We start from the raw sequence: 24,105 nt of genomic DNA, 5'->3' as shown, positions 1-24,105 counted from the left end.
TCGTCCACAACGCGTGTGTGGAGCAGGCGTGATGGACCTGCGCGGGGCGCGTGTGGGGTGCGTGAGACACCCGTGACGCACCCCACAGCGGGCGGCGATCCTCCCGCCCGGGGCTCGGTTCGCGTTCTCGCCGACGGCATGATGAGGCGGACCGTCCGCTTCCAAGGAGCCTTCGTGTGGGCCTCCCCGCGGGCGGTCAGCCGTCATGCGCCCTCCATGCCCGGGAGTCACACCTTTGTCTGCAGTGAGCGCCGCCGCGCCCTCCGGGACCACCCGTGCCGTCGACATGTCCCTCGCCGTCGTCGGCGCGGGACCGCGGGGCACCAGCGTCCTTGAACGCCTGTGCGCCTCCGCGCCGGAGCTGCTCCCGCCCGGGGCACGGCTGACGGTCCACGTGGTGGATCCGTCGCCGCCCGGCCCCGGCCGGGTCTGGCGGACCGCGCAGTCGCCGCATCTGCTGATGAACACCGTGGCCTCGCAGGTGACCCTCTTCACCGACGACAGCGTGGACTGCTCGGGCCCGGTCCGCACCGGGCCGAGCCTGCACACCTGGGCGGACGGCGAGCTGGGCCCGGACGACTATCCGACCCGCACCCACTACGGCCGCTATCTGGAGTGGGTGTTCGCCGAGGTGGTGCGCGGGGCGCCGCCAGGGGTGCGCGTCGTGGTGCACCCGGCGCGCGCGGTACGGCTCGACGACGGCCCCGACGGCCGCCAGAGCCTCACGCTGGACAACGGGCGCACCCTGCCGGAGCTGTCCGCGGTCGTCCTCGCCCAGGGGCATCTGCCGGCGGCCCCGGACCGCGCCCAACGCGACCTCACGGCGTACGCCGAACGGCACGGCCTGCGCCACATCCCGCCCGCCAACCCGGCGGACGTCGACCTCCGCGCCCCCGCTCCCGGCGAACCGGTCCTGCTGCGCGGTCTCGGCCTCAACTTCTTCGACCACATGGCCCTGCTCACGACGGGCCGGGGCGGCCGCTTCACCCGCACCGCCGGGGGCCTTCGCTACCTGCCCTCCGGCCGCGAGCCCCGCCTGTACGCGGGTTCGCGCCGCGGTATCCCCTACCAGGCCCGCGGCGACAACGCGAAGGGCCCCTACGGCCGTCACCTCCCGCTCGTCCTCACCGACGAGGTCGTCGCAGGCTTCCGCAAGCGTGCCGACTCCGGTGAGGCGCCGGACTTCCTGGGCGAGATATGGCCGTTGATCGCGAAGGAGGTGGAGACGGTCTACTACGAGGGTGTGCGCGCCGGACGGTGGGAGCGTCCGCGGCTGCTGGAGTTCCGCCACCGTTTCCTCGCCGCCGGGCACCGGAGCTCTCAAGAGGCCCGCGTCCTCGACGAGTTCGGCGTCCCGGAGGGTGAGCGCTGGTGCTGGGACCGCGTTGCGCGCCCGTACGCCGGCCGCGACTTCACCACGCCCGGCGACTGGCGTTCCTGGCTGCTGGCGCATCTGCGCGAGGACGCCGAGCAGGCCGCGCTCGGGAACGTCGACGGTCCCCTGAAGGCCGCCCTGGACGTGCTGCGCGACCTGCGCAACGAGGTGCGGCGGATCGTGGACCACGGGGGCCTGCCGGGCGGCTCGCGGCGTGAACACCTGGACCGCTGGTACACACCGCTCAACGCCTTCCTCTCCATCGGGCCGCCCCGCCGCCGCGTCGAGGAGATGACCGCGCTGATCGAGGCGGGCGTCCTGGACGTCGTGGGCCCCCGGCTGGAGGTGCGGGCCGAGGACGGGGCGTGGGTCGCGCACTCCCCCGACGTGCCGGGTTCGACGGTCCGCGCGACGACGCTGATCGAGGCGCGGCTGCCGGAGCCGGACCTCAGGCGGACGGGCGACGAACTGCTCACCCGGCTGCTGAGGACGGGCGGGTGCCGCCCGCACACGAGCGACGGTTACGAGACCGGAGGGCTGGACGTGACACCGCGTCCCTACCGTCTGATCGACCGTCAAGGGCGCCCGCACGCGAGGCGGTTCGCCTTCGGGGTCCCCACGGAGGGCGTGCACTGGGTGACCGCGGCCGGGGCCCGGCCGGGGGTGGATTCGGTCACGCTTTCGGACGCCGACGCGGTGGCGCGGGCCGCTCTACGTGCGGCGACAGCCGAACCAGAGGCCCCGTCGACACCTGGCGCATGGCTGAATGCTGAACTCGCAGGCATTGATTAGCGGCCCGGCGCCCACCACCTTCACCCGGAGGTGGGCGCCGTCCCGAACCGCCCTCGCTCAGGCCGTCCCGGCGACCCATCCGAACGGGACGGTGAAGCACGCCACCCGCGTACCTTTCGCGCCCGGCCCGTCGTAGAGCACCACGGAACCGACCCCGCCCGGCCTGAAGCCCCAGTCGTGCCGGGTCCTCGCCTCCCCCCTCCCGTTCTCGTCGGCGGTGAAGTCCAGCCACACCTCGTTGTCCGGATCGGTGTGAGCCGGGTCCGCGCGGTGCTGGTAGACCCCGCCCGCCGCGGCCGGATCGGCGGCGCAGGACTTCTGGTGCACCCGCGCCCCGAACGCGTGGCCCGACTTCACTCCGGTCACCCGCAGCCGTACGGTCGTGGCGCCCCGCTCGTCCATCAGCTGACTCACCTCGATCCCGTCGGCCGCCGGAACGACCTGCGTGTCGTACGTCAGTGCCGTCGACGGGACGAAGGCGCCGGGCGGCGCGAACCTCGCCTCCGTCGTCATCCAGTAGCCGTCCGTTCCCGCGCCGCCGCCCACCGTCAGTACGGCCGACGCCAGGGCCCCGGCGATCATCCCTGCCACCATCGCTGTCCCACTCCTTCAACGCTCGTCCCCGCCCTGACTTCGCCCCTCCCTTACTCGCTCCCGCCCTGAAGGGCACATGAACCCCCAGTGACCCTCCTGTCACACCCGCCGCGTACGCTGTATGGCTGTCACAGGCCGCCTGCCGCTCCCTCGCGACGTAGCGGCGAGGTCGTGCCAACGGGGGAGTACAGGGGAGTTTCGGTGTTGGAGAGTGTGGGGCCGCTGACCGGCAGTCCATGGATCTACGCGGCGGTGGCCGTCTCGGTCCTGCTGGACGTCTTCCTGCCGGTACTGCCGAGCGGCGTCCTCGTCATCACGGCGGCCACGGCCGCGGCGGCGGGCTCCGCGGGGGCGGCCGTCGGGCAGGCGGTGCCCAACATCATGGCGCTCACCCTCTCCGCGGCCACCGCCTCGGTCCTCGGCGATCTGGTGGCCTATCGGCTGGCTTGGAGCGGCGGCGAACGCCTGGACCGGGCCATAGCCCGCTCGCGCCGGCTGTCCAGCGCGCAGGAACGTCTCGGCGCGGTCCTCTCGCGCGGCGGCGGTGCCAGGGGCGTGCTGGTCGTCCTCGCCCGCTTCGCGCCCGCCGGGCGCTCGGTCGTCTCGCTCGGCGCGGGCGCCGCCCACCGCCGGGTCCGCGAGTTCCTGCCGTGGTCGATCGTGGCGGGTCTGGCCTGGGCCGTCTACAGCGTCGCCCTCGGATACTTCGGCGGCCAGTGGCTGGGCGCGAGCTGGCTCGCCACCGGGGTGTCGCTCCTGGCGCTGTTCGGCGCGGGGGCGGGCGCGGCGTTCGTGATGCGGCGTCCCGCGCCCGAGGAGTCGGGCACCGGCGCCTGACCGCGTCCGCGCGGACCCGCGGGCGTGTGAACGCGCGGGATGCTATCCGGCGCGCTGCGGCTGAGCGGCCCCGCGTACTTCCAGGCCGCCCAGCAGCTCGGCGGTGGCGGCGGCGATCGCCTCGACCGCGTGGTCGAACACCTCACGGTTGTGGGCGGCCGGGGCGCGGAAGCCGGACACCTTGCGGACGTACTGGAGGGCGGCGGCGCGGATCTCCTCCTCGGTGGCCTCTTCGGGGAGCACGGGCGGACGGAGTGTCTTGATGCTGCGGCACATGCGACCAGTCTCGCGCGTACGCCACGGTCGTGGGACCCCGTCGGGATTACGTCTCCGGCCCAGCGGGATGATCTATGTCGAGGCGGCCACCTCCCGGGGCCGACCGACGAGAGGATCGAACAGTCATGACCAAGGACCACTCGAAGGCACAGGATCAGGACCAGGCCCAGGCCGAGAACCAGGCCGAGAACCAGGCTGGGGAACGGTCGACCGTGGCGGTACTGGGCCCGGGCGGCGTCGGCGGACTGCTGGCGGCGCTGATCGCCCGGGCCGGACACCGGGTGATCTGCCTGGCCGGGGACGAGACGGCGCGGGCGCTGCGCACGGACGGCATTCGCGTCCGCAGCCGCCGGTTCGGCGACTTCACGGCGACCGTGGAGGCCGACACCGAACTGCGCGAACCGGTCGACGCCTGCCTGATCAGCGTCAAGCACACGGCGCTGGACGCGGCCCTGGAGCGGGTACGGCCGGAGGTGCTCGGTGACGGGCTGCTGGTCCCGTTCCTGAACGGTGTCGAACACCCGGCGGCCCTGCGCGCCCGCTACGGTGCCGCCCGCGTCGCCCCCGCCGTCATCCGCGTCGAGTCGACCCGGACCGCGCCCGGGGTGATCGAACACGGCAGCCCCTTCGCCGAGATCGACCTGACCGGCGAGAGCGTGCCGCGCGGCCGGCTGGACGCGCTCGCCGGGGTGTTGGCGGCGGCCGGCCCCACCGTCCGTGTGCTGGACGACGAGGCGGCGACGCTGTGGGCGAAGATGTCGTTCCTCGCGCCGTTCGCGCTGCTGACGACCCGTTACGGGGTGCCGCTCGGCGAGGTCCGTACGCGCCACCGCGAGGAGTTGACGGCCCTGGTCGCGGAGACGGCAGCCGTCAGCCGCGCGTGCGGAGCCCCGGCGGACCCGTCCGTGGCCCTCGCCCGCTACGACGCCTTCCCGCCCGAGGCCAAGTCCTCCATGCAACGCGACGCCGAGGCGGGCCGTCCGCTCGAACTGGACGCGATCGGCGGCGCGTTGCTGCGGGCCGCGGACCGGCACGGGGTGGCCGTGCCGGTGGCGCGGGCGCTGGTGGAGGAGCTGGCGGACAACCACCGCCGCTGACCCCGGCTACGGCTCAGCCGTGGGTCTTGGACATGGCTCAGCCGTGGGTCTTGGCCAGCACTTCCAGGATCTCGTCCGTCGTGCCCGTCTCACCGAGACGCGGGAAGATCCGCTCCACGCTGTTGCGGTGGGTCTCGGCCTCGATGTCGGACATCGCGTCGGTGGCCAGGGTGACGTGGTAGCCGTGCTCGTGGGCGGCGCGGGCACTGGACTCGACGCCGATGCTGGTCGCGATGCCGGCCAGCACGATCTGGGTGACCCCGCGGCGGCGCAGCTGCAGGTCGAGGTCGGTGCCGTAGAACGCGCCCCAGTTCCGCTTGGTGACGACGATGTCCTCCGGGTGACCGGCGAGCTCGTCGACGAGGACGTCCCAGCCCTCCGGCCAGACACGGGCGGCGCGGGCGGGGCCGTCGATGCGCCCGGGCACGCCGTCCGCGCCGTCGGCGGCGGCGGTGACCCGGACGAGGACGACGGGGAGGCTCTGCTCACGGAACGCGTCCGCGAGCCGGGCCGCCCGCTCCACGACCTCGGCGGCCGGGTACGGGGCGAGGCCCGGGTTTCCGGCGATGCCGTTCTGCAGGTCGATGACGACGAGCGCGGTGTTCGGGTCGAGCGTGGTGACAGCCATGGTCAGGCCTTTCGGGAGGTACGGGGCGCGGGGGGCGCAGGGATCGGTCGAACGGGGTCGCGCGAGGGCCGGTCGGAGTGAGCGAGTCCGGAGATCTTGGGCATCACGGCCTGGTGAGCCGGTCCAGCACGGCCATCGCCTCGATGACGGTCTGCCGCTCGGCCTCCGTGCAGCGGTCCTCGAAGGCCCGGGCCAGCCACTCCACGCGGGCCTGCCGGGTGCCCTCGACCCGCTCGCGCCCGGCGTCGGTGAGCGTGACGAGCTGCCGCCGGCCGTCCCCGGGGTCGGGGTTGCGCTCGATCAGCCCGTACTGGTCGAGCGCGGCGAGCGTGGCGGCCATCGACTGCGGGCGCACACCCTCGGACGCCGCCAGCCCACTGGCCGTCGCGGCCCCGCTCTTGCTCACGAGCGTGAGCGCGGACACCTGCGAGGGTGAGAGATCCTGCGCCTCCCCCTCCGTCTCGGCGACCTCTCGGATCCGCCGCCGCAGCCGACTGAACGCGACCCTCAGGTCCCGCGCGGCACGGGCGGCGGATCCGGAGGCACCGTCCACAGCTTCGGTGCCGTCCCTGCTGTCGTCCATGTCCTCACGCTAAAACCTTCAGTCCAGACTGTCCAGCTGAACTGCGCAGCCTTGACTGCACAGTCTGGACTGAGTAATGCACATCGAGCGGTCGGCGCCGTCGCGGACACCCCACCCGTTCGCGTGAAGTCCCCGAAGGAACTCGCACCCCAAATTCGAACAGGCGTACCATTGTCGTGTGGCTGCGACCTATGACTTCCCGAGTGACCTCCTGGCTGGTCAGGAGGAGCTGCATCAGGTCCGGGCGGAGCTCCTGGCCCTGCTCAAGAAGCTCCCCTGGTCGGTGGAGCCCCTGGACGGCTTCAGCGACGACAAGGGCTGGCGCAAGGTGGAACGCCCCGCTTCGCCCGGCTGGACACCCGACGAACAGGCCGAGGTCGAGAAGCTCCGCCAACGCGAACGAGAACTCGCCGTCTTCGTCACCTGCCACCGCTTCTGGTCGCAGGTCGCCCCACCGGACACGGTGGACGCCCGCGCGAAGCTGAAGCACGCCTACGACGACCCGCCGCAAACGCCGTAAAGCCGGGTCACTCCGGGTACGAAAGAGCCCCCGCGCGGCAACAATGAGTCACCGGCGTTGACGCGGAGGTACTCATTCCCATGCTCCTCATCGAAGGCGACTACCGGATCCTGAACGCGAAACCGGACGGCGACACCGTCCGCTTCGACCCACACGACGCGGCCTTCTGGTACGAGATCCCCGGCCGGCACAAGATCGACAAGACCCACCGGAACAGCCGCGGCGGCGCCAACCTGCGGCTCGACGCGATCGACGCGCTGGAGACCCACTATCTGGGCGCGGGCCCGCACGAGGTGCACCAGCCGCCGGACCTCGCCCACGCCGCCCGGGACGAGCTGCTGAGCTGGCTCGGTTTCACCACCGTCCAGCACGCCGGCGAGAAGGTCACCGCCAGTACCCCGGAGAGCGTGCCCGGTTTCATCCTGGCGAGCGCCATCGACGTACACAGCCGCTGCGTCGCGCTGGCCGGGCGCGGCGCGCCACCCGCGGGCAAGAAGAGCGGCGACTGGATCACCGTCGACGTACCGCTGCTCCGCACCACCGCCAACCACCATCTGCTCGCGCTCGGCCTGGTCTTCCCGACCTTCTACGCGAACCTCTTCCCCGACCTGCGCACCGAACTCACCACGGTGGCCCAGCAGGCGAGGTCGGCGGGTCTCGGCGTATGGGCCAAGGACGCGACGACCGCCGGGGCGGCGATCACCGGCCTGTCCTCCCTCACGGACGACCTCGTGCTGCTGCCGAAGCTCTTCCGCCGCCTCGCGGACCACCTGCGCTTCGCACCCGACTCCTCGCTGGACTGCTTCCCCAGCTACCTCTTCGGCGGCGCCGACCGATTCCGCGTCCTCTCCCAGGGCCCCACCGCCAAGACCCTCACCGGCCTGCACCACGTGGTCGAGGTCAACGGCGGAACCGTACGCATGACCCACCCGATCGAGGACCTCGTCTTCGCCGAGGAATGACGAGCCCGGCAGAGCCTTCGGTTCGGCTGACCCTTTACTTCTCCGCGATGCCGGGCCGAGAATGTCCTGCTCCCACCTGAACCAGACGGAATAGCGCACCCCTCCCCCCACTCCCCTGACCACCCCGTCACCGGAGCCTCGGAGAAAGGTGCGCCATGCGACGTACCACGGTCCTTACCCGCTTGTGCGGCGGTGCCGCGCTCTTCGCGGTGGCCGCCGCGGTCGGTCTCGCCCTCGTACGGCATGGCGCGCCCACTCCCAGGTGGGACATCATCGAGCTCCTCGGGGTCGCCGCCCTGGCCGCCGGCGGATGGATACTCGCGTGCCGGGCGGCGCCCACCGTGCGGGTCGAGTCGCCTGTGCCGGCGCAGGCCTCGATCCCGCGCTCGCTGCGCCGACCGCCCCACGACTGGGGCCTGGCGGCGGGCGTGGCGCTGACGATCGTCACTCCGCTCGCCGCTCTGTGGTTCGGGTTCACTCTGCACGAGGGGGCGCTGACAGTCTTCGCCGCCGCCACAGGGACAGCCTTCGGCTTCTGGCTGCTCGTCTACGTCGCGACCGACCTGTTGGGGCGTCGGCTGGGCCCCCGCCAGCGCGTCCTGTGCGCGGACGCCGCCGAGGGGCAGGTACACGCCGTGCGCGTACGGATCGGGGCACCCGTCTGGAAGCGGTACGAGAAGCGCGGCGACAAGCCCGGCACGATCAAGGCCGAGCACACGCACTGGCTCGAAGCGTCACCGGTCGGGGGTGGTGTCCCCCTGCAGATCTACCCGATGTATCCGGCGGGCGGAGGCACCGGCCTGACGCGCACCACCACGGACCTGCTCCAGGCCGGACTCCAACTCGGCGGCCACCAGGCCTGGTTGTGCCTGCCGACGCGCTGGAAGCTGATCGACAAGGGACTCCCCGTAGCCCTCGTCGCCGACACCGGGCACGTGGTGTGGGGCGAGCTGTCCCGCGATGCCGCCCGCCAGTACCTCGCCGACCCCGTCAACGGCGCCCCCATCAACCTCCATCCCACCTCCCCCGACCGCTCGAGCCTCGCCCTGCCCGGCCGTGCGAAGTTCCGCCGGGATCTGCACGGACGCCAACTCGTCTGGCTGCCGGCCGCGTTCGCGCTTGCCGCACCGGCCCTGCTCGGCGCCGTGACCGGCTTCCCCGGCTCGTTGCTCTGCCTCGGCACGGCGGTGGCCGTGGCCGCCTCCGGCCTCGGCGTCACACGCCGCGCCGGGGAACTCCCGGGCGTGATCGGCTGGACGGTACGCGAGGGCCGGGACCCGGCGATTCGGTAGACGACTTCCCGCTATGCCGGAAGATTGAAGGTCACAGGGCCGCCGCTCGCGGGCTTCTTGACCGGGAAATCCTTGGTCTTGTACGTATTCGTGTCGCCATCACTGTCTTCACAGACAACCTTGGCGGTGGCGGTCGTGCCGGTACTCGGAATGCCTGTGAGCTTGATCGTGTACTTTTCGACCTTCTCCTCGCCGGCCGGTTCGTCCGAGCCGGGAGTCCCCTTCTTGGGGGTTATTGTCACCGTCTTCGGTGTTGACTCATCGAATTTGGCACAGCTCACCGTTCCAGTGATAGTGACCTTCACAGCGGCGTGCGCCGTGCCGATTGCTGCCACGGATGCAGCGAGCGTCAGCGAGGACGCGACCGCCACGGAACTGAGTGCATTTCTTTTGATGCTGCCGAAATTCCGCATTTCAGACTCCCGCTACTGACTGTTCGACGTGCGCCGTCATGCGGATCCGCACGCCTGCCACTGAGGGCTGCACCCGGCCTGATTCATGCGTGATTCATGCATGTGGGGTCGGCCGTGCATCGCGCCGAATGACGCTGATTGTCATTGATGATCCGGGCGAGTCAGTCTTTTCGACGCCGACTTCCTTGCGCTGCGATTGCCGCTTCAGGCGTGACATCCATCAATCGAGCGTAGCCAGGGGCGAGCGCCGTGTCCACTTTTGCCTCAATACACCTGATTGACAGCTAAATCACCACGGTAGCGCCGCGGGTTGTCGGCGAGAATTTCCTCCTTTTGGGGATGCGCCCGTATCTACGCTAGGAAGCGTTCCCCGGTGCGCTCACGGCTTCCAGCAGCGCGGTGACGGTGTCGTTGTAGGGGGTGGGGATGCCGAGGCGGGCTCCCGCGCGCACCACCGCGCCGTTGCGGGCGTCGTATTCCAGCTCACGGCCTGCCAGCCGGTCCCACAGCATGCTGCTGCCGGACTCGGGCGGCATCGCTCGCAACCGGGCGATGACCTGGTCGGCCAGATCATCGGGAAGGCGCGCGCCCGACCCGACGGCGACCTGCCGCGCCTCCTCCACCAGTGCCCGTCCCAACTGGGCGATACGCGGATTGGCGAAGACCGGCATCCGTTGCATCGTCAGCGCCGTAACGGCACCGTTCGCCGCGTTCAGGCACAGTTTCGTCCAGGCAGCGGTGACAAAGTCGGCGGTCGGCGTGACCTCGATACCGCTGTCCTTACACAGGGCCGCGAAGTCGGCGCCGTCATCGCCCTCGGGCACGGTGAGCCGTGGCCGGCCGAACAGCCGGATCCGGCCGCGGTGTTGCGACTCGGCCGAGATCTCCACCACGGCCGGAAGGACGCGAGCGGCGCCGACCAGCGGCGCGACGCGCTCACGGTGCTCGACGCCGTTCTGCAGCACCACGACCCGGGTCCCCACACCGCACAGTCGGCTGAGCCACGGGCCCGCTGCGGCCGTCTGGTAGGCCTTGGTCGCCAGCGCCACCCACTCCACCGCCGACACCTCGGCGGGGTCGGTGACCTCAGGAACAGACGCCTCCAGAGCCGACCCGTCGGGCCGTACGATGCGCAACCCGCCCAGCGGCGAACGCACGCAAGCGGTCACCTCTACCCGCCCGGTCGCCATCAGCCCCGCGGCCACAACGCCGCCCACCGCCCCCACGCCCACTACCGCAACCCGTGTCATGCCCACTGAACCTACCCCCGCACCAAGACCGACTCGAAGAACGCCGCCGCACAGAAGGAGAGAGCCACAAAGGGGCCTGGGACCAAGGGGTTTGCATCCTTCACGCTCGCCGTCCCGAGCGTACGGAGGGACGCGTCCGCCAAGTGGCGTTTGTCCTCTCAGCCAAGCGGTCATATCGAACAGGCGCTTGATCGACACATCCCTCTTGGTTAGCCTCTTGAGTTCGCCAACACCTCATTGGACACGCCTAGTTGGACACCTCCCACAGAAGGAACCGTGTGATCAACAACCACCACCTCAAGCGAATAAGCACCGTCGCAGGCACCCTCTCCGCTGCCCTCCTCCTCACCGTCACCCAGGCAAACGCCGCCGGCGAAGTCGAGCGCGCGACCGCCACTGATTTCTCCAATGAGGTCGAGTGGGTGAAGTGCGCCACCAAACAGGAGGATGGCGGCATCGTGTACCGGGCCTGCTTCTCTCCCCCCGGCGACTGGTTCTCGGTCTACGACGGGAAGCCGGATGGCTCTTCCGCCGTCGTGGACTGGGAAGTCGGGAGCCGCTTTGGCTCCATTTTCAACGCTGACGGCGCCGGCACCGATCGCTACAAGAACAAGGACTTCACCGAGAGCGTCACCATCCGCTTCCGCGTCTGCACGGGCCACTGGGACACCAAGACGATCACTGCGGGTACATGCTCCGGCTGGGTGAGCAACCTCACCTGACGAGACCCTCGATGAGCCGGGCGTGATGCGGGCTTTGCCGACCCGCTTGTTCGAAGCGCCGCCCGCACCCGAGGCATGGGGTGCGGGTCTCCCGGCGCAGTCACGGTGCGTCGACGGTCGGCCTGCTGACACTCTCCACGTGGACTTTCCGGCACGTAAGTGGCACGGCGCCACCTGGCCGCCGAGAAAGATCAAGGCCCAGGCCTCCGGGTATCCACCCGCCGACCTGGGCCTTACTCGCGTCCTGAGACTGGTGGGCGCGGACGGTTTCGAACCGCCGACATCCGCCTTGTAAGGGCGGCGCTCTACCGCTGAGCTACGCGCCCAGGACGAGTCGACAGCCTACATTGCCCGGGGGGATGCCCCGCAAACCCGTATCCGGGGGTTAACCCCACCTCCGGTCCGGGAGCGGCCCGGATCCCCCGGCGCGCCCCGCAACCGTACGGTCGAAAGGCGTCGAGGGGCATCGGCGCGCGTCGGTGTGCTTCTCAGGGGGAGATCTTCATGGCTCGGACTCAGTCACCGGTACGGGCAGCGGCCGTCGCCGGTGCCGTCGTCGCTCTCGCCGCGACCGCCGCCGGCTGCGGGGCGAGTGCCGGGGACGACCGGCATCCGGACCGGCGGGCGTTCGCGCTGCACGGTCGTACGCTCACCGTGGACTCGGACGACTCCGCGCTGGAGTTCGTGGTCGCCGAGTCGGCCGAGGCGGTCAAGGTCGAGGTCACTCGGTGGTTCCAGGGGCATGTCGTCGTCGGCGGGAATCCACGGGTGACCTGGGCGATGAAGGACGACCGGCTGACGCTGCGGACGAAGTGTTCGGGCATGGTCGCGGACTGCAGCGCCAGGCACCGGATCGTCGTGCCGCGCGGTGTCGCCGTGAAGGTCGTGGACAGGGACGGCAGCGTACGGGCCGACGGGTTCAAGGAGTCGCTCGGGATCCGTACGTCGGACGGGAGTGTGCGTGTGACGAACTCATCCGGCGCACTGGACCTGCGCAGCGTCGACGGCTCGGTCCAGGCGCTCGGCATCGGCTCGCGCCGCGTGCGCGCCGAGTCCTCGGACGGGTCCGTACGGCTCGAACTCGACGTCGTGCCCGACCTGGTCGAGGCCCGCAGCCAGGACGGTTCGCTCACCATCGGGCTGCCCCACGACACCTACCGGGTGACGGCCGAGAGCGGCGACGGCTCCGTGCGGGTGTCCGTGCCCCGGGACCCGGCCAGTTCCCACGTGGTGTCCGCTCACGCGAACGACGGAAGCATCACAGTACGAACAGCGAACTAACCGGCCCGTGTGTTCGTCCTTAACCGGTGGGAGAATGACATCGGGCAAGGCGGATGACAGCACGGGAGAGGGATGTGACGGCGACACCTTCAGAGCCGTACACGCCGTTCGCGCCACGCGCGCAGTCGGTACGCCGTCAGCCTCATCCGTACCGTGACGTACTGACCCTCGTCACCCTCCCCCTCCTCGCCGCCCTCGCCCTGCCCGCCGCCTTCGCCGGTGGCGGCACCCGGCGCTGGTTCGGCGGGCGCGCCGAGAGTCAGCGGGCCGAGGCGCAGGCCGCGAAGGACGCCGCCGCGGCCGCCTTCTACGAGCTGGACACCGCCCAGCGCGATCTGCGGATCTCGATCGAGACCATCACCGCCGTCGACGACACCCCCGCGGCCCGCCGCGCCGTCTCCGACTTCGAGGCGCTGGGCCGGCGCATCGACGAGGCCAGTCAGAAGTACATCGAGGCCGTCGACGCCCACGACCTCGACCGGGACGAGCTCGAGGCGTCGGTCGCCGCGCGCGCCCGCGCCGAGCTGATCGCCGCCAAGGACCAGCTGGGGCGGGTCAAGCAGGACCTGGACCGGTTCGGTCAGGGGCTCGGGCCGCTGCTCGGGAAGGCCGAGACGCAGCTCGCCCGGCTCGCGCCCGCCGTCGAGCGCGCCCGGCAGGCCCTGCTCGCCGCCTCGAACGCCCTCGACGGTGTACGGGAGACAGGGCTCAGAGCCGATGATCTCGCCGCTCGGCTCGCCGCGCTCGGGCCCGAGCTGACCAAGCTCAACCAGGGGGCCGGACAGCACGGCGTACCGGAGACGCTGGAGCGCGCCGAGCGGGTCTCGCGGGAGGCCGGGGCGGTGCGCGCGGAGGCCGAGCGGCTGCCGGAGCGGGCCGCGGAGATCGACCACCGGCTGGTGTCCCTGCGCACCCGCGCCCAGGCGCTGACCACCCGCGCCGGGCAGGTGGAGCCGGTGCTGAGCGAGCTGCGGCGCCGGTTCTCGGCCGCGTGCTGGCAGGACCTGCAGCATGTGCCGGAGCAGGCCGCCGAGAACGTACGGCAGGCCGAGCTGAAGCTGAAGGAGGCGCAGGCCGCGCGCGACGCGCAGCGCTGGCCGGACGCGACCTCGCTGCTGTCCACCGTGCGCGCGCTGCTGAACGGCACCGACGAGGCCGTGTCCGCGGCAGGTGACCGGCTGCGGCGGCTGAACGCCGTGTCCAAGGACCCCCAGCAGGAGATCGACCGCACCCGCTTCGCCATCCGGGACGCCCAGCGCCTGGCCATGTCGGGCCGCAACACCCCGGATCCGCGGCACGCCCGCCCGCTCGACGACTCCGTCGCCCGGCTCGAGCGGGCCATCGCCACGCTGGAGGGGCGCCACCCCGACTACTGGCACTTCCTGACCGAGACGGAGGCGGTGCGGGCGACGACGGCCCGCGTGGTCTCCCAGATCCGCGAGGAGCGCGGCGGCCCGGCCTGAGCTTCTCCGGCGCCGGTCAGCCCTGTCCGCGGCGCCCGGTGCCGGCGGTCCCCGGTCTCCGGTGTTGGCGGTCCCCGGTCTCGTGGCGGATGCTGGGTTGTACGTACGGCCTCCGCTAGCTGGAGAGGGAGGCGGACATGGCCACGCACGTAATTCGTCCCGGATCCCGACGACGCATCGCCTTCGACGACCATCTGCCGGTCGATCACCGGCTGAACACGTTCTACCGGATCGGCGCGGGCCTGATGGGCCTCTTCCTGCTCGCCTTCGGCATCCTCGGCCTGGCCAACAGGGTCGGCTACTTCACCACCCACGGGGACACGGTCATAGGGCTGAACACCAACGGCTCGCTCAGCGTGCTGTCCATCTGTGTCGGGCTGCTGCTGTTCGTGGGCATGGTGATCGGCGGGAACTTCGCCTCGACGCTCAACATGGTCTTCGGCGTCCTGTTCATCCTCAACGGCTTCCTGAACCTGGCGCTGCTGGACGGCCGCTACAACTTCCTCGCCTTCCGCATCCAGAACGTGCTGTTCAGCTTTGTGGTCGGCGTCCTGCTGATGTTCTTCGGGATGTACGGGAGGGTCGGCTCGGCCCTGCCGCACGACAACCCGTACTACAAAGCCCGCCACCCCGAGGAGGCCGAGCGGGCGGAGCGGATCCAGGCGCTGCGGGAGTCGGCCTCGGCAACGGCCCTGCAGCAGTCGCACAGGGCCGCGCCGACGCCCGGGGCCGTGGGCGGCACGGGAACCAAGGCCGTGGAGACGGAGACCAGGTCGTCCGAGACCAAGTCGTCCGAGTCCAAGCCCACCGAGCCGCCCGGGACCACGGATCCCTAGGTCACCTCAGGCGCTGAGGTGACCCGGTGATCAGGTGCGGTACGCGTAGTACGCCGAGGTCGGGTACGACGCGATGAGGCTCGACAGCGACCGGCGGTAGGTGTCGGCGTCGTGGTACGTCAGGTACGGGATGCCGCTGGAGCTGCGGTAGGACGTGATCATGGTGTGGTCCTTGGACCCGTCCTTGTCGAAGTCCATCTGCAGGACGTCACCGACGTCCATCTGGTAGACGTTCGCCAGCGGTGTGGTGCGATTGGCGGTCTGGGTGAACCAGGACCACTCGTTCACGCCCGCCCACGAGTCGGACTGGCCGTTGGCGACGTAGTACCAGGTGTCGTACTCCTCCGGAGTCACGGTGCTGATCGGCTGCCAGCCGCCCGCCAGCAGGCTCTGGCTCACGAAGTTGGTGCAGTCACCGCCGACCCCGTTGAACTTCCGGTAGGCCGTGTTGTAGTTCTTCCAGTACTTCTCGGCGTAGGTAGCCATCGCCGCGTAGTCGTACGTGCCGCCGGTGAGCTTCTTGGGGTTGGCGGGCGCAGGATACGAGGTCGCTGCCGGGGGGGCGTCGACAACGGCCATCGGACGCATGCGCGCGGGCGCGGCGGTGACGGGCTGGTTGACCTGGGGAAGGCCCTTGTCCGTCGTGCGCAGGTCCGAGAGCTTCCAGGTGCCGTCCGACTGGGCGGCGAAGGTCAGGACGTGGTGCGCGTCGAAGCCCGTGGTGTCGGGCTCGTCGCCGTGGATCTTCTTGTACGTCAGGACGGTGGTCTCGGTGACCCAGGCGGTGGCCACCTTCCCCAGAACCCGCGTCCTGTCGACGGTGACCTTGGTGTCGGCGGCGGTGTAGGCCTCACCCAGCGCCGCGAGGCGGGAACGGGTGCCGCGCAGGGAGGTCACCGCGGTGTCCTCCGTCTTGGTCAGCGCGGCGGTCAGCTTGACGCCTCCCTTCGACGCGAGGGCCGTGCGGGGTGCCGTCTGGCTCTTGTCGAGGAGGGCGGCCGTACGGTCGGTGAGCACGGCGTCCGCCATCCGGCCGAAGGCGTCGCTCGTCGCCCGGTTCACGGTGCCGGGCGCGGTCGCCGCATGGGCGGCGGACAGGGGCAGCAGGACAGCGGAGACGGCGATCGCCGTCAGGGTCGAGCATCGGCTCAACGTCTTTGATCTCACTGATGATTCTCCTTATCCCCGATCAGGCACCGGGGAGGGAATCTTTACACGTCCTCCTCAACTGTGGTGAACCCGGGTGGATTTCGTGCACGGCGAGGTCAACTCTCTTACGCAAACGGTAAGTTGACGCACCGACAGTCAGGACGCCCTCCACGGCTACTTCACCACCGTCGACCAGTCCGGGGACTGCGCGGGATCCAGACCGCGCAGGCGCTCCAGGGTCCCGGGCTTCTGCACGTCGAGCCAGTCGGAGAGTTCACGGAAGGACACACAGCGAACGCCCTTCTTCGTGCACACGTTCTTGACGACCTGGTCGACGGACTTCATGTAGATGCCACCGTTCCAGTCCTCGAAGTGGTTGCCGATGAACAGCGGTGCGCGGCTGCCGTAGTACACCCGGTTGAAACCGTTCATGTACGACGCGACGGTCTCTTGCTCCCACTCGAGGTACCGGGCCGGATCGCCCTGGGTCGAGTCGCCGGACTGGTTGGCGAGGAAGTTGAAGTCCATGGACAGGCCTTGGAACTTGCCGCCCTCGTAGGGGAGCTGCTGGAGCGGGAAGTCCCAGACGCCCTCCTTCTTGGTGGGCCATATCTGGAGGCCGCCCGGGGAGCTCGCGTCGTAGCGCCAGTCGTAGTCCTTGGCGGTCGCCTTCATGGCCTTGAGCAGGTTCTCCTGGCCCTCCAGACAGGGCGCGCGCCCGCCGCTGACCTCACGTACGGGGTCGAACGGCAGGGCCGGCAGGTCGCTGTCGCCGGTGTTGGTCTTCCACTTCTCGACGAACGAGAAGAACTGCTTGATCTCGCTCTCCCACTCCGCCACGCTCCAGTCCCCGCCGCCCTTGTCACCGCAGAAGTGGCCGTTGAAGTGGGTGCCGATCTCGTTGCCGTCCTTCCACGCCTTGCCGAGCTCCTCCACCGTGTCCCGGATGTGCTCGTTGGTGGCGTAGTCGATCGCCGCGGAGCCGGGCGCGTGCATCGGCGGTTCGTAGAGCGTCTTCTTGTCCTTGGGCAGCAGATAGATGCCGGTCAGGAAGAACGTCATATGCGCGTTGTACTGCTTGGCCAGCTCCTGGTAGTGCGAGAAGAGGTTGTCGTCGCCCTGGAGGGCGCCGTCCCAGGAGAAGACGACGAACTGGGGCGGCTTCTCGCCGGGTTTGAGCGGGACGGGCTTCAACTGGCCCTTCTGCGGCCCGGTGTAGGACGTGGAGCCGTCCCCGAGCACCTTCGTCTTGCCGTCCCACGGGGGTTCTTTGGTCGTCTTGGTGGTGCTGGTCCCGGAGCGGGGCCCGCCGGCCGAGGCCGCCGGTGTGGTGTCGTCCGAGTGGTTCAGCGCCAGGAAGGTGGCGGTCGTCGACGTCACGACGAGGAAGGCCGCCATGGCCACGAAACCCTGGCGGGCGGAACCAGGAGCGGGTGCGGGGTCGCGGCGGCGGCGACCGCTGTGCTTCGAGTTCATACGGGGCACATTCTGCGAGGGGGGTGGAAGGAGCGGGCGGGGGCCTCTCGGCCGTCGGGGTGCGCGGTGGCCTGTCGGCCGTCGGGGTGGGCGGCCTCGTGGCCGTCGCGGTCAGCCGAGCGGGCTCATGGCGCCGGCCCAGATGCCGTACGGGACGTCGTCGGCGGACGCGCCCGCGAGCCCCTTGAGCGGCAGTGGTTCGAGGCTCTTGGTCAGGTCGATGCGGTAGAGGACGACCGCGGTCGACACGGAGTCGTTCGTGCCGACGTACCAGGCGGCCGTGTCGTCCGCCGTGGTGCCGGCCTTCCCGGCCGCGTCCGGTGCGCTGCCGGCCACTGCGGGATGCGCTCTGCCGAAGGCGTCCGTGAGCGCCTCGGTGACCTCACGGGCCACCTCGGCGCTCACCGCGCGCTCGGGGCGGGGCGTGGCCAGGGCGACCTGGGAGCCGTTGCGGGTGAGGCGTCGCACGGAGTACGGCTCGATGTGCGACCCGCCCGCGGCGAAGGTGGCATAGGCGTTGGCCATCCGGATCGCGCTGGGCGTGGAGTTGCCCAGGGACAGCGCGGGCACCTGGGGTCCCATGCTCGACGAGAGCAGCCCGGCCGCTTCCGCGGTCTGCCGCACCTTGTCCAGGCCCGTGTCCATGCCGAGCTGCATGAACGGCACGTTCACGGACTCGGCGAGCGCCCGGCGCAGGCTGATCCGCCCCCAGGACTTGTTGCCGTCGTTGTGGGCGGCGACCTTCTTGTTGGCGCGGTCCCAGTAGGGCCCTTCGGGTGTGGTGACAGGGATGTTGTCGTTGCCGTCGTAGAGCGTCTCCGGCGTGACCGGTGTCGCCGTGCTGTCGCGGGTCTTGTGGATGCCGTGTTCAAGACCGGCCGCGTAGACGAACGGCAGGAACGCCGAACCTGCGGGCACGGTGGTCGCGTTGGACTCGTTGTAGCCCTGCGTACGGTGGTCGGGGCCGCCGTAGACGGCGAGGATCTTGCCGTCGGCGGCCACCGAGGAGGCCCCGTAGTGGGCGGCCTTCGCCGTCTTGGGGTCGTCCTTCAGAGCCTTCTTGCGGGCCTTGGCGACGGCGTCGGTGAGCGCCGTCTCCCGCTTGCGGTCGAAGGTCGTGTAGATCTGGTAACCGCCCAGGTCGAACTGCTGGTCCGAGATGTGCCCGGCCTTCTTGGCGTACTGGGTCGCGAGCTCCACCAGGTAGTCGCTCTGCTTGCCGGTGTCGAAGGTCTGGGACTGCGTGGTCGGCTCGGGGAACTTCGTGTACTTGGCCCGCTCGGCCGGCGACAGTTTGCCGATCTTGACCATGCGGTCGAGGATCCAGGACCAGCGTTCCACGGCGCGCTTGTGGTTCGCCTGGCTCAGCGTGGGGTCGTACAGGCCCGCGCCCTTCAGCAGGGACGCGAGCATCGCGGCCTCGCTGGCGTCGAGTTGGCCGACGTCCTTGCCGTAGTACGCCTGGGCGGCGCGCTGGATGCCGTACGTGCCGCGGCCGAACCAGCTGGTGTTGAGGTAGCCCTCGAGGATCTTGTCCTTGCTCATCTTCTGGTCGAGCTTGAGGGAGATCATCGCCTCGGTGAACTTGCGGCTCACCGAGCGGTTCTGGTTCAGGTAGACGTTCTTGACGTACTGCTGGGTGATCGTCGAACCGCCCTCGGTGTTCCCCTCGCCGACCGTGCGCACCAGGGCGCGGCTGATGCCCTTGAAGGAGATGCCCGGGTCGGAGTAGAAGCTCTCGTTCTCCGCGGCGAGCACCGCCCAGCGCACGTCCTGGGGTATGTCCTTCAGCGGCATCGCCTGCCGCCGCACCCACCCGGTACGGGCCATGGGCGTCCCGTCGGACCAGAAGTAGACGTTGTCCTGCTGGGTGGCGTACGTGTTGAGGTTCTGGGGTATGTCTGTCGCGGCGTAGGCAATCACCAGAAACGTTCCGCTCAGCCCGATGGCCAGGCCCCAGGCGCCCAGCCACTGGCGCCAGGAGGGCACCCAGCGCCGCCAGCCGGTGCGGCCGGGACGCGGGTACGCCGGTCTCAGACGGCGGGCGACGCGCGCCCAGCGTCCGGCGAGCGCGGAGGGCACGGCCGGTTTGCGGCGAGCGCCACGATGGCGTGAACTCGTCGCTCCATCGGCTCGTTGTGTACTTTCCTCCGCTCCGGGGTGCGTCTCATCGGCATCCTCGGAGGGAGACGGGATGCGTAGCCGGGTGGTCAGCTCGGCGGGGGACGGGACACGGAGCTGGGTGGTCAGCTCGGCGGGGCTTTCGGGCTGGGGCGGTACGCGCAGCTGGGTGGTCAGCTCAGCCGGGCGTTCGGGCGGGGGCGGCACGCGCAGCTGAGTGGTCAGCTCAGCCGGGCTTTCGGCCTGCGGCGGCACGCGCAGCTGAGTGGTCTCCTCAGCGGGGCTTTCCTTCCGCGTACGGCGGCTCGCGGGCTGTTCGGGTTCGCCCCCGCGGCGACTGTTCGAGCGGTCGTCGCGCTCCCCGCTAGCCACGGCGGGCTCCGGCGCGTGGACGGCCCAGGGGATACGGGGCATCTGTTCGATGCCATGCCTCGGTCACGACTGCGTCTCCCTCCGCACTTCGGAATTGCGCGCGCGGGTAGATGCAGCGGCCGCACATGCGGCTGCGAGCCCCCCATCCCCGACCTTGCGGCTCGTCGCGGCCCTCTTAAATTATCAGCGACTAATACGATCTCCTCGCTCAGGAACCAGACAGAAATGTTCGGCAGGTCAAGTCGGCCCTCTGAAGGCACCGGGCGGGAATCGAGGAGGAATCGAGGAGGTCCGCCTCCGGGACCGCGGCGCCGATCGGTGCACGACGGGGCCGCGGAAGGCTTCGGTCGTCGGCTCCCGGCCGCTAACCTGTGCGTATGCCTCGCTACGAGTACCGCTGCCGGACCTGCGGCGACACCTTCGAACTGAGCCGTCCGATGGCGGAATCCGCCGCTCCGGCGGACTGTCCCGCCGGGCACGACGACACCGTGAAACTCCTGTCGACCGTCGCGGTCGCCACCGGCGTGTCGGCGTCCGCGCCCGCCCCACGCCCCTCCGCAGGCGGCGGAGGCGGGTGCTGCGGCGGCGGTTGCTGCGGCTGACCGACCGGGATTTTTCAGGAAGTCTTCAGCTTTTCTTCGCCCGAATCCCCCGTTCGGCCCGGGCGTGTCGCGCTCTCAGACCGTACGTGGCCGCCGCACAGGCCGGGCACGGCCCGCGCTCAGGCCGCGCCCGGTCTCGCGCTCAGGCCGCGCCCGGGCGACCGCAGGCGTGCATGAACTCCCGCAGGATCCGCTCCCCCGCCGCGACCCCCCGCTCAGGGAGGGCGGTGATCGCCGGTGCCGTCCAGTCGGCCTCGGCGAGTTCCCCGTGGCCCGGCCGCCAGCCGCGGTCGGCGGCGAGCAGCAGGTCGGCGTCGAGGAGTGAGTCACCGGCGGCGAGCGTGAGGAGGGCGCCGGTGCGGCGGGCCACCTCGCGCACCGCCGCGCTCTTGGTGAGCGGCTTCGGCACGGCGTAGATCTTGCGGCCCTGCAGCGACACCGTCCAGCCCCGGCTCTCCGCCCAGACGGCGAGCTCCTTCACCCACTCCTCGGGCAGCAGCTCGCGCTCCACCACCAGATACGCGAACAGGTCCTCGGCGACCCGGTGCTTGCGGACCCAGACCGGGTCGGCGGTGGCCGCCAGATGGTCCCGCACCTCGGCCAGCGGCGCGCACTCGTCGGCGAGCCGCGCGGTCACGGCCGCGTGCCAGTCGGGGTCGGAGACACCGTCGACGAGCAGATGCCCGCCGTTGGCGCAGATCGCGTACTCGGGCGCGGGGCCCGGCAGGTTGATGCGCTGGTACTGCTTGCGGGTGCGGGTCGTGGTGGGCACGAAGTGGGCGGTGTCACCGAGCTCGGTGAGCAGCGCGGCGGCCGTCTCGGTCATGTACGACAGCGGCTTGGCCTCGTGCACCTCGACGCAGAGCAGCCGGGGTGCCCGCGCGTCCGGCATGGTCAGCGCGAGGGCGGCGGAGGAGTAGATCAGCGTACGGTCGAGATCGCTGGCGACGAGCACCTTGGGCGCGGACATCAGACCGTCACCGCCTTGCCGTCGGCGCCGGTCGCGCCGCGCGTGTACTTCGGGTGGATCAACCCCACGCAGGTGTAAGGGAGTTCGTCGACCTCCTCGACGGGCACCCCGCGCTGCTGGGCGAGCAGGCGTACGTGGTCGAGGTCGGCGCCCGCTCCGGCGCGCGCGAGGATCTTCCAGGGGACGCGGCGCAGCAGCACGCGGGTGGTCTCGCCGACGCCCGGCTTGACGAGGTTCACGTCGTGGATCTCGTACTCCTCGCTGATCCGCTCGACGGCCGCCCAGCCCTCCCAGGTCGGGGTGCGGTCGGCGGCGAGGAGCTCCTTGGCCTGGGCGCAGGCCGCGTCGGTGACGTCGGGGAAGTGGGCGGTGACGGCGTCCAGGAAGTCGACCGAGACGTCGGAGCCGGCGAGCTCGCGGTAGAACTTCGCGCCGTGGAAGTCGTACTCGCCTACCAGGTCCGAGCGCAGCACGGTACGCGAAATCAGGCCGGAGACCGTCGAGTTGAGGCAGGCGGAGGGGATGAGGAAGTCCTCGCGGGTGCCGTACGTCCGTACGCACGAGCCCGGGTCGGCGAGGACCGCGATCTCCGGGTCGAAGCCGGTGACGCCCTCGGCGGACTCGAACTCCCTGATGGCGTCGGCGAGTTCGCGGGTGATGGCGCCCTTGCCGGTCCAGCCGTCGACGAACACGACGTCGGCCGGGTCGTGGTGGGCGGCCAGCCAGCGCAGCGCGTTGGCGTCGATGCCGCGGCCGCGGACGATGGAGACGGCGTAGTGCGGCAGGTCGAGACCGTGCCGGTGCTGGGCCCAGCGGCGCATCAGGACGCCGACGGGGGTGCCCGCGCGGGCCAGCGAGACGAGGACCGGACGCGGGGAGCGCTCGGCCAGCACCAGCTCGGTCACCGCGCCGACGGCCTGGGCGATCCGGGCGGCCGAGGTGCCCAGGGCCGCCTGGAACAGCTCCTGGTACTGGGGGCTGGGCTGGTACTCGACCGGCAACGACTCCGCGTAGTGGGCGCCGCCGCTCTGGATCGCCTCCTCGCGCTCCTCGGTCGGCGCCTCCAGCGTCACGTCCGAGAGGTCCTGCAGCAGCCAGCCGACCTCGTCGGGCGCGTACGAGGAGAAGGCGGGGCCGCGGAGGGGCTCGGGGAGCATGGAGGGCCTTTCGGTGGACGGCCGTGCGGGGACGTACGACGGGACGACGGCGAGCAGGACGCTCGGAGTGTGCTCCGCGAGCCGGGCCAGCAGGCCGTCGGGGGCATGCAGGTCGGGGGTGTCGCCGGTGGAGTCCACCACGGCCACGACCGCGTCGAAACCGGCCTCCGCGACGTTGTAGGCGTACCGCTCGCCCGGTCCGTCGTCGGGGTCGTCGTGGGCGGGGAACACCAGGCGCGTCCGTATGGCGTAACCCGGGTCGTCGAGGGCGAGCACCGGGGAGCGGGTGGTCGTGGAGTACCGCACCTCGGCGGACACCGTCCGCTCCAGCTCCGTGGCCAGCCTGAGCGGCGCGTACATCAGCTCCTCGAAGCCGAGCACGAGGACGCGCCGCGCCCCGTCCGGCAGCGCGTCGGCGATCCGCGCGGCCATGGCGGGCAGCGCCGCCTCCAGCCGTATTCGGTGCCCGGGCGTGAACCCGTGCCGTCCCCCGTCGGGCAGGTCCTTGGGCCAGTCGAGCTCGACGCGGACGGCGCCGGGACGGCGCGCGGTGGGCGCGGTGGGCTCCCCCGGGCCGTCGGCCGCGGCCTTCTCGTACCGCGCGACCAGGGCCTGGCCCTTCTCCAGGACACCTTCCGGGAGCTTCACGGTGCCCGTTGCCGCGGCGACCAGGTCCACCCGTGCGCCGATCTCCGTCGCGAACTCCTCCAGACGGCCCAGGTCCGCGGCCGAGCGCATGTCGACCAGGGCCACGATCACGTAGTGGTCGCGCGGATGGCGGGCGTGGAGGTCGCGGATGGTGTTGAGGACCGTGTTGCCGGTGGAGAACTCGTCGTCGACGAGGACCAGGGGGCCCGGGCCCGCCAGCAGACCGGGGTCCTCCGGCAGCAGGAGGTGGGAGGTGGCGTGGGAGTGGGACTCCTCGAAGCCGCCCGCCGTGTCGACGCCGGGGACGGGGCGGCGGGTCGAGTGGAGGTAGGGCGCGAGGCCCACGCCGTCGGCGACGGAGTGGCCGAGGCCGGTGGCCGTCTCGGCGTACCCGAGGACGACGGCCGCGCGGGCGTCCTCGGTGCCGAGCAGCTCCCGTACCCACCGGCCGAGCGCGAACCCGTGTCCGTACACCACGGACGGCGACTGCGGGACGTGCTTGCCGAGCACGTTCGACACGAGCAGATGCGCCCGGCGGGGGTTGCGCCGCAGCGCGAGCCCCAGCAGGTCGGTCAGCCTCTCGTCACCGACGAGCTCGACTCCCAGCCGCTCGGCGACCCAGGTCCCCGTCCACACCACGTTCTTCATCGATTCCTTGTCGGTCGGTCGAGGCCGGTCGGTCGAGCCGG

At 70.9% G+C, this 24,105-nt stretch carries 22 protein-coding genes and 1 tRNA gene; 11 read left to right on the top strand and 12 right to left on the bottom strand.

Annotated features, from left to right (window positions below):
* Positions 1 to 286 precede the first annotated feature (286 nt).
* Positions 287 to 2,167, top strand: a complete 1,881-nt coding sequence (locus OG568_RS34445; protein ID WP_329536540.1) for an FAD/NAD(P)-binding protein — start codon at positions 287 to 289, stop codon at positions 2,165 to 2,167.
* Between the two features lie 57 nt (positions 2,168 to 2,224).
* Here the strand turns inward: OG568_RS34445 and OG568_RS34440 are convergent, their stop codons facing one another.
* Positions 2,225 to 2,761 carry a superoxide dismutase family protein gene (locus tag OG568_RS34440; RefSeq protein WP_329534379.1) on the bottom strand — a complete coding sequence of 179 codons (537 nt, stop codon included), beginning with the start codon at positions 2,759 to 2,761 and terminating at the stop codon, positions 2,225 to 2,227.
* A 201-nt stretch (positions 2,762 to 2,962) separates the two neighbouring features.
* Here OG568_RS34440 and OG568_RS34435 point away from each other — a divergent pair, with 201 nt between their 5' ends.
* Positions 2,963 to 3,598 (top strand): DedA family protein, encoded by a 636-nt coding sequence (locus tag OG568_RS34435; RefSeq protein ID WP_329534378.1) that lies wholly within the window; start codon positions 2,963 to 2,965, stop codon positions 3,596 to 3,598.
* 42 nt (positions 3,599 to 3,640) lie between these two features.
* Here OG568_RS34435 and OG568_RS34430 read toward each other — a convergent pair whose 3' ends face one another.
* A complete protein-coding gene (locus OG568_RS34430; protein ID WP_266582268.1) occupies positions 3,641 to 3,874 on the bottom strand; it encodes a DUF2277 domain-containing protein in 234 nt (77 codons plus the stop codon).
* 125 nt (positions 3,875 to 3,999) lie between these two features.
* On the opposite strand from OG568_RS34430, the gene OG568_RS34425 reads away from it, so the two are divergent.
* The gene (locus OG568_RS34425; protein ID WP_329534377.1) at positions 4,000 to 4,971 is read left to right on the top strand and encodes a ketopantoate reductase family protein; all 972 of its coding nucleotides are present in this window, start codon (positions 4,000 to 4,002) and stop codon (positions 4,969 to 4,971) included.
* Between the two features lie 37 nt (positions 4,972 to 5,008).
* Here the strand turns inward: OG568_RS34425 and OG568_RS34420 are convergent, their stop codons facing one another.
* Together OG568_RS34420 and OG568_RS34415 are read right to left on the bottom strand one after the other, a co-directional pair.
* Entirely contained in the window at positions 5,009 to 5,599 is a 591-nt protein-coding gene (locus OG568_RS34420; RefSeq protein ID WP_329534376.1) for a hydrolase, read from the bottom strand.
* 103 nt (positions 5,600 to 5,702) lie between these two features.
* A complete protein-coding gene (locus OG568_RS34415) occupies positions 5,703 to 6,182 on the bottom strand; it encodes a MarR family winged helix-turn-helix transcriptional regulator (protein ID WP_329534375.1) in 480 nt (159 codons plus the stop codon).
* Positions 6,183 to 6,360: 178 nt separating this feature from the next.
* Here OG568_RS34415 and OG568_RS34410 point away from each other — a divergent pair, with 178 nt between their 5' ends.
* From OG568_RS34410 to OG568_RS34400, 3 genes are all read left to right on the top strand, one after another.
* On the top strand, positions 6,361 to 6,702 hold the full coding sequence (locus tag OG568_RS34410) for a hypothetical protein (RefSeq protein ID WP_329534374.1): 342 nt from the start codon (positions 6,361 to 6,363) through the stop codon (positions 6,700 to 6,702).
* Between the two features lie 80 nt (positions 6,703 to 6,782).
* A complete protein-coding gene (locus OG568_RS34405; RefSeq protein ID WP_329534373.1) occupies positions 6,783 to 7,664 on the top strand; it encodes a nuclease in 882 nt (293 codons plus the stop codon).
* 155 nt (positions 7,665 to 7,819) lie between these two features.
* Positions 7,820 to 8,956, top strand: a complete 1,137-nt coding sequence (locus OG568_RS34400; protein WP_329534372.1) for a hypothetical protein — start codon at positions 7,820 to 7,822, stop codon at positions 8,954 to 8,956.
* Positions 8,957 to 8,967: 11 nt separating this feature from the next.
* On the opposite strand, the gene OG568_RS34395 is transcribed toward OG568_RS34400, so the two are convergent.
* Positions 8,968 to 9,369: a hypothetical protein gene (locus OG568_RS34395; RefSeq protein ID WP_329534371.1), complete on the bottom strand. Its 402-nt coding sequence runs from the start codon at positions 9,367 to 9,369 to the stop codon at positions 8,968 to 8,970.
* A 356-nt stretch (positions 9,370 to 9,725) separates the two neighbouring features.
* Complete coding sequence (locus OG568_RS34390; RefSeq protein WP_329534370.1) at positions 9,726 to 10,619, bottom strand: 2-dehydropantoate 2-reductase; 894 nt, start codon at positions 10,617 to 10,619, stop codon at positions 9,726 to 9,728.
* A 278-nt stretch (positions 10,620 to 10,897) separates the two neighbouring features.
* Between OG568_RS34390 and OG568_RS34385 the strand changes: the two genes are divergently transcribed.
* Entirely contained in the window at positions 10,898 to 11,341 is a 444-nt protein-coding gene (locus tag OG568_RS34385) for a hypothetical protein (RefSeq protein WP_329534369.1), read from the top strand.
* Positions 11,342 to 11,592: 251 nt separating this feature from the next.
* Here the strand turns inward: OG568_RS34385 and OG568_RS34380 are convergent.
* Positions 11,593 to 11,667: transfer RNA gene (locus OG568_RS34380), tRNA-Val, on the bottom strand.
* A 178-nt stretch (positions 11,668 to 11,845) separates the two neighbouring features.
* Here OG568_RS34380 and OG568_RS34375 point away from each other — a divergent pair.
* From OG568_RS34375 to OG568_RS34365, 3 genes are all read left to right on the top strand, one after another.
* The gene (locus tag OG568_RS34375) at positions 11,846 to 12,622 is read left to right on the top strand and encodes a DUF4097 family beta strand repeat-containing protein (RefSeq protein ID WP_329534368.1); all 777 of its coding nucleotides are present in this window, start codon (positions 11,846 to 11,848) and stop codon (positions 12,620 to 12,622) included.
* A 74-nt stretch (positions 12,623 to 12,696) separates the two neighbouring features.
* Positions 12,697 to 14,085: a hypothetical protein gene (locus OG568_RS34370; protein WP_329534367.1), complete on the top strand. Its 1,389-nt coding sequence runs from the start codon at positions 12,697 to 12,699 to the stop codon at positions 14,083 to 14,085.
* Between the two features lie 137 nt (positions 14,086 to 14,222).
* Positions 14,223 to 14,921, top strand: coding sequence for a DUF4383 domain-containing protein (locus OG568_RS34365; RefSeq protein ID WP_329534366.1), 699 nt, complete (start codon positions 14,223 to 14,225; stop codon positions 14,919 to 14,921).
* A gap of 30 nt (positions 14,922 to 14,951) precedes the next feature.
* Here OG568_RS34365 and OG568_RS34360 read toward each other — a convergent pair whose 3' ends face one another.
* The 3 genes from OG568_RS34360 to OG568_RS34350 form a co-directional block, all read right to left on the bottom strand.
* Positions 14,952 to 16,088: an amidase domain-containing protein gene (locus OG568_RS34360; RefSeq protein WP_329534365.1), complete on the bottom strand. Its 1,137-nt coding sequence runs from the start codon at positions 16,086 to 16,088 to the stop codon at positions 14,952 to 14,954.
* 156 nt (positions 16,089 to 16,244) lie between these two features.
* The gene (locus OG568_RS34355) at positions 16,245 to 17,546 is read right to left on the bottom strand and encodes a hypothetical protein (RefSeq protein WP_329534364.1); all 1,302 of its coding nucleotides are present in this window, start codon (positions 17,544 to 17,546) and stop codon (positions 16,245 to 16,247) included.
* 111 nt (positions 17,547 to 17,657) lie between these two features.
* Positions 17,658 to 20,081: a transglycosylase domain-containing protein gene (locus tag OG568_RS34350; protein ID WP_329534363.1), complete on the bottom strand. Its 2,424-nt coding sequence runs from the start codon at positions 20,079 to 20,081 to the stop codon at positions 17,658 to 17,660.
* A gap of 335 nt (positions 20,082 to 20,416) precedes the next feature.
* Here OG568_RS34350 and OG568_RS34345 point away from each other — a divergent pair, with 335 nt between their 5' ends.
* Positions 20,417 to 20,641 (top strand): FmdB family zinc ribbon protein, encoded by a 225-nt coding sequence (locus tag OG568_RS34345; RefSeq protein ID WP_266414233.1) that lies wholly within the window; start codon positions 20,417 to 20,419, stop codon positions 20,639 to 20,641.
* Between the two features lie 142 nt (positions 20,642 to 20,783).
* Here OG568_RS34345 and OG568_RS34340 read toward each other — a convergent pair whose 3' ends face one another.
* Both OG568_RS34340 and OG568_RS34335 read right to left on the bottom strand, forming a co-directional pair.
* Complete coding sequence (locus OG568_RS34340) at positions 20,784 to 21,611, bottom strand: HAD family hydrolase (RefSeq protein WP_329534362.1); 828 nt, start codon at positions 21,609 to 21,611, stop codon at positions 20,784 to 20,786.
* Positions 21,611 to 24,064 carry a phosphoribosyltransferase gene (locus OG568_RS34335; protein ID WP_329534361.1) on the bottom strand — a complete coding sequence of 818 codons (2,454 nt, stop codon included), beginning with the start codon at positions 24,062 to 24,064 and terminating at the stop codon, positions 21,611 to 21,613. The genes OG568_RS34340 and OG568_RS34335 overlap by 1 nt, the downstream gene beginning before the upstream one ends.
* Positions 24,065 to 24,105 lie beyond the last annotated feature (41 nt).

Source organism: Streptomyces sp. NBC_01450, from assembly GCF_036227505.1.
GTDB lineage: Bacteria > Actinomycetota > Actinomycetes > Streptomycetales > Streptomycetaceae > Streptomyces.
This window is presented reverse-complemented; position numbering and strand designations above follow the sequence as displayed.

Coding starts and splice junctions, on each gene's coding strand:
- OG568_RS34375 (WP_329534368.1), top strand. CDS start 11,846: ATGGCTCGGACTCAGTCACCGGTACGGGCAGCGGCCGTCGCCGGTGCC.
- OG568_RS34420 (WP_329534376.1), bottom strand. CDS start 5,599: ATGGCTGTCACCACGCTCGACCCGAACACCGCGCTCGTCGTCATCGAC.
- OG568_RS34430 (WP_266582268.1), bottom strand. CDS start 3,874: ATGTGCCGCAGCATCAAGACACTCCGTCCGCCCGTGCTCCCCGAAGAG.
- OG568_RS34355 (WP_329534364.1), bottom strand. CDS start 17,546: ATGAACTCGAAGCACAGCGGTCGCCGCCGCCGCGACCCCGCACCCGCT.
- OG568_RS34395 (WP_329534371.1), bottom strand. CDS start 9,369: ATGCGGAATTTCGGCAGCATCAAAAGAAATGCACTCAGTTCCGTGGCG.
- OG568_RS34390 (WP_329534370.1), bottom strand. CDS start 10,619: ATGACACGGGTTGCGGTAGTGGGCGTGGGGGCGGTGGGCGGCGTTGTG.
- OG568_RS34335 (WP_329534361.1), bottom strand. CDS start 24,064: ATGAAGAACGTGGTGTGGACGGGGACCTGGGTCGCCGAGCGGCTGGGA.
- OG568_RS34340 (WP_329534362.1), bottom strand. CDS start 21,611: ATGTCCGCGCCCAAGGTGCTCGTCGCCAGCGATCTCGACCGTACGCTG.
- OG568_RS34440 (WP_329534379.1), bottom strand. CDS start 2,761: ATGGTGGCAGGGATGATCGCCGGGGCCCTGGCGTCGGCCGTACTGACG.
- OG568_RS34350 (WP_329534363.1), bottom strand. CDS start 20,081: ATGCCCCGTATCCCCTGGGCCGTCCACGCGCCGGAGCCCGCCGTGGCT.
- OG568_RS34365 (WP_329534366.1), top strand. CDS start 14,223: ATGGCCACGCACGTAATTCGTCCCGGATCCCGACGACGCATCGCCTTC.
- OG568_RS34405 (WP_329534373.1), top strand. CDS start 6,783: ATGCTCCTCATCGAAGGCGACTACCGGATCCTGAACGCGAAACCGGAC.
- OG568_RS34345 (WP_266414233.1), top strand. CDS start 20,417: ATGCCTCGCTACGAGTACCGCTGCCGGACCTGCGGCGACACCTTCGAA.
- OG568_RS34400 (WP_329534372.1), top strand. CDS start 7,820: ATGCGACGTACCACGGTCCTTACCCGCTTGTGCGGCGGTGCCGCGCTC.
- OG568_RS34445 (WP_329536540.1), top strand. CDS start 287: ATGTCCCTCGCCGTCGTCGGCGCGGGACCGCGGGGCACCAGCGTCCTT.
- OG568_RS34425 (WP_329534377.1), top strand. CDS start 4,000: ATGACCAAGGACCACTCGAAGGCACAGGATCAGGACCAGGCCCAGGCC.
- OG568_RS34415 (WP_329534375.1), bottom strand. CDS start 6,182: ATGGACGACAGCAGGGACGGCACCGAAGCTGTGGACGGTGCCTCCGGA.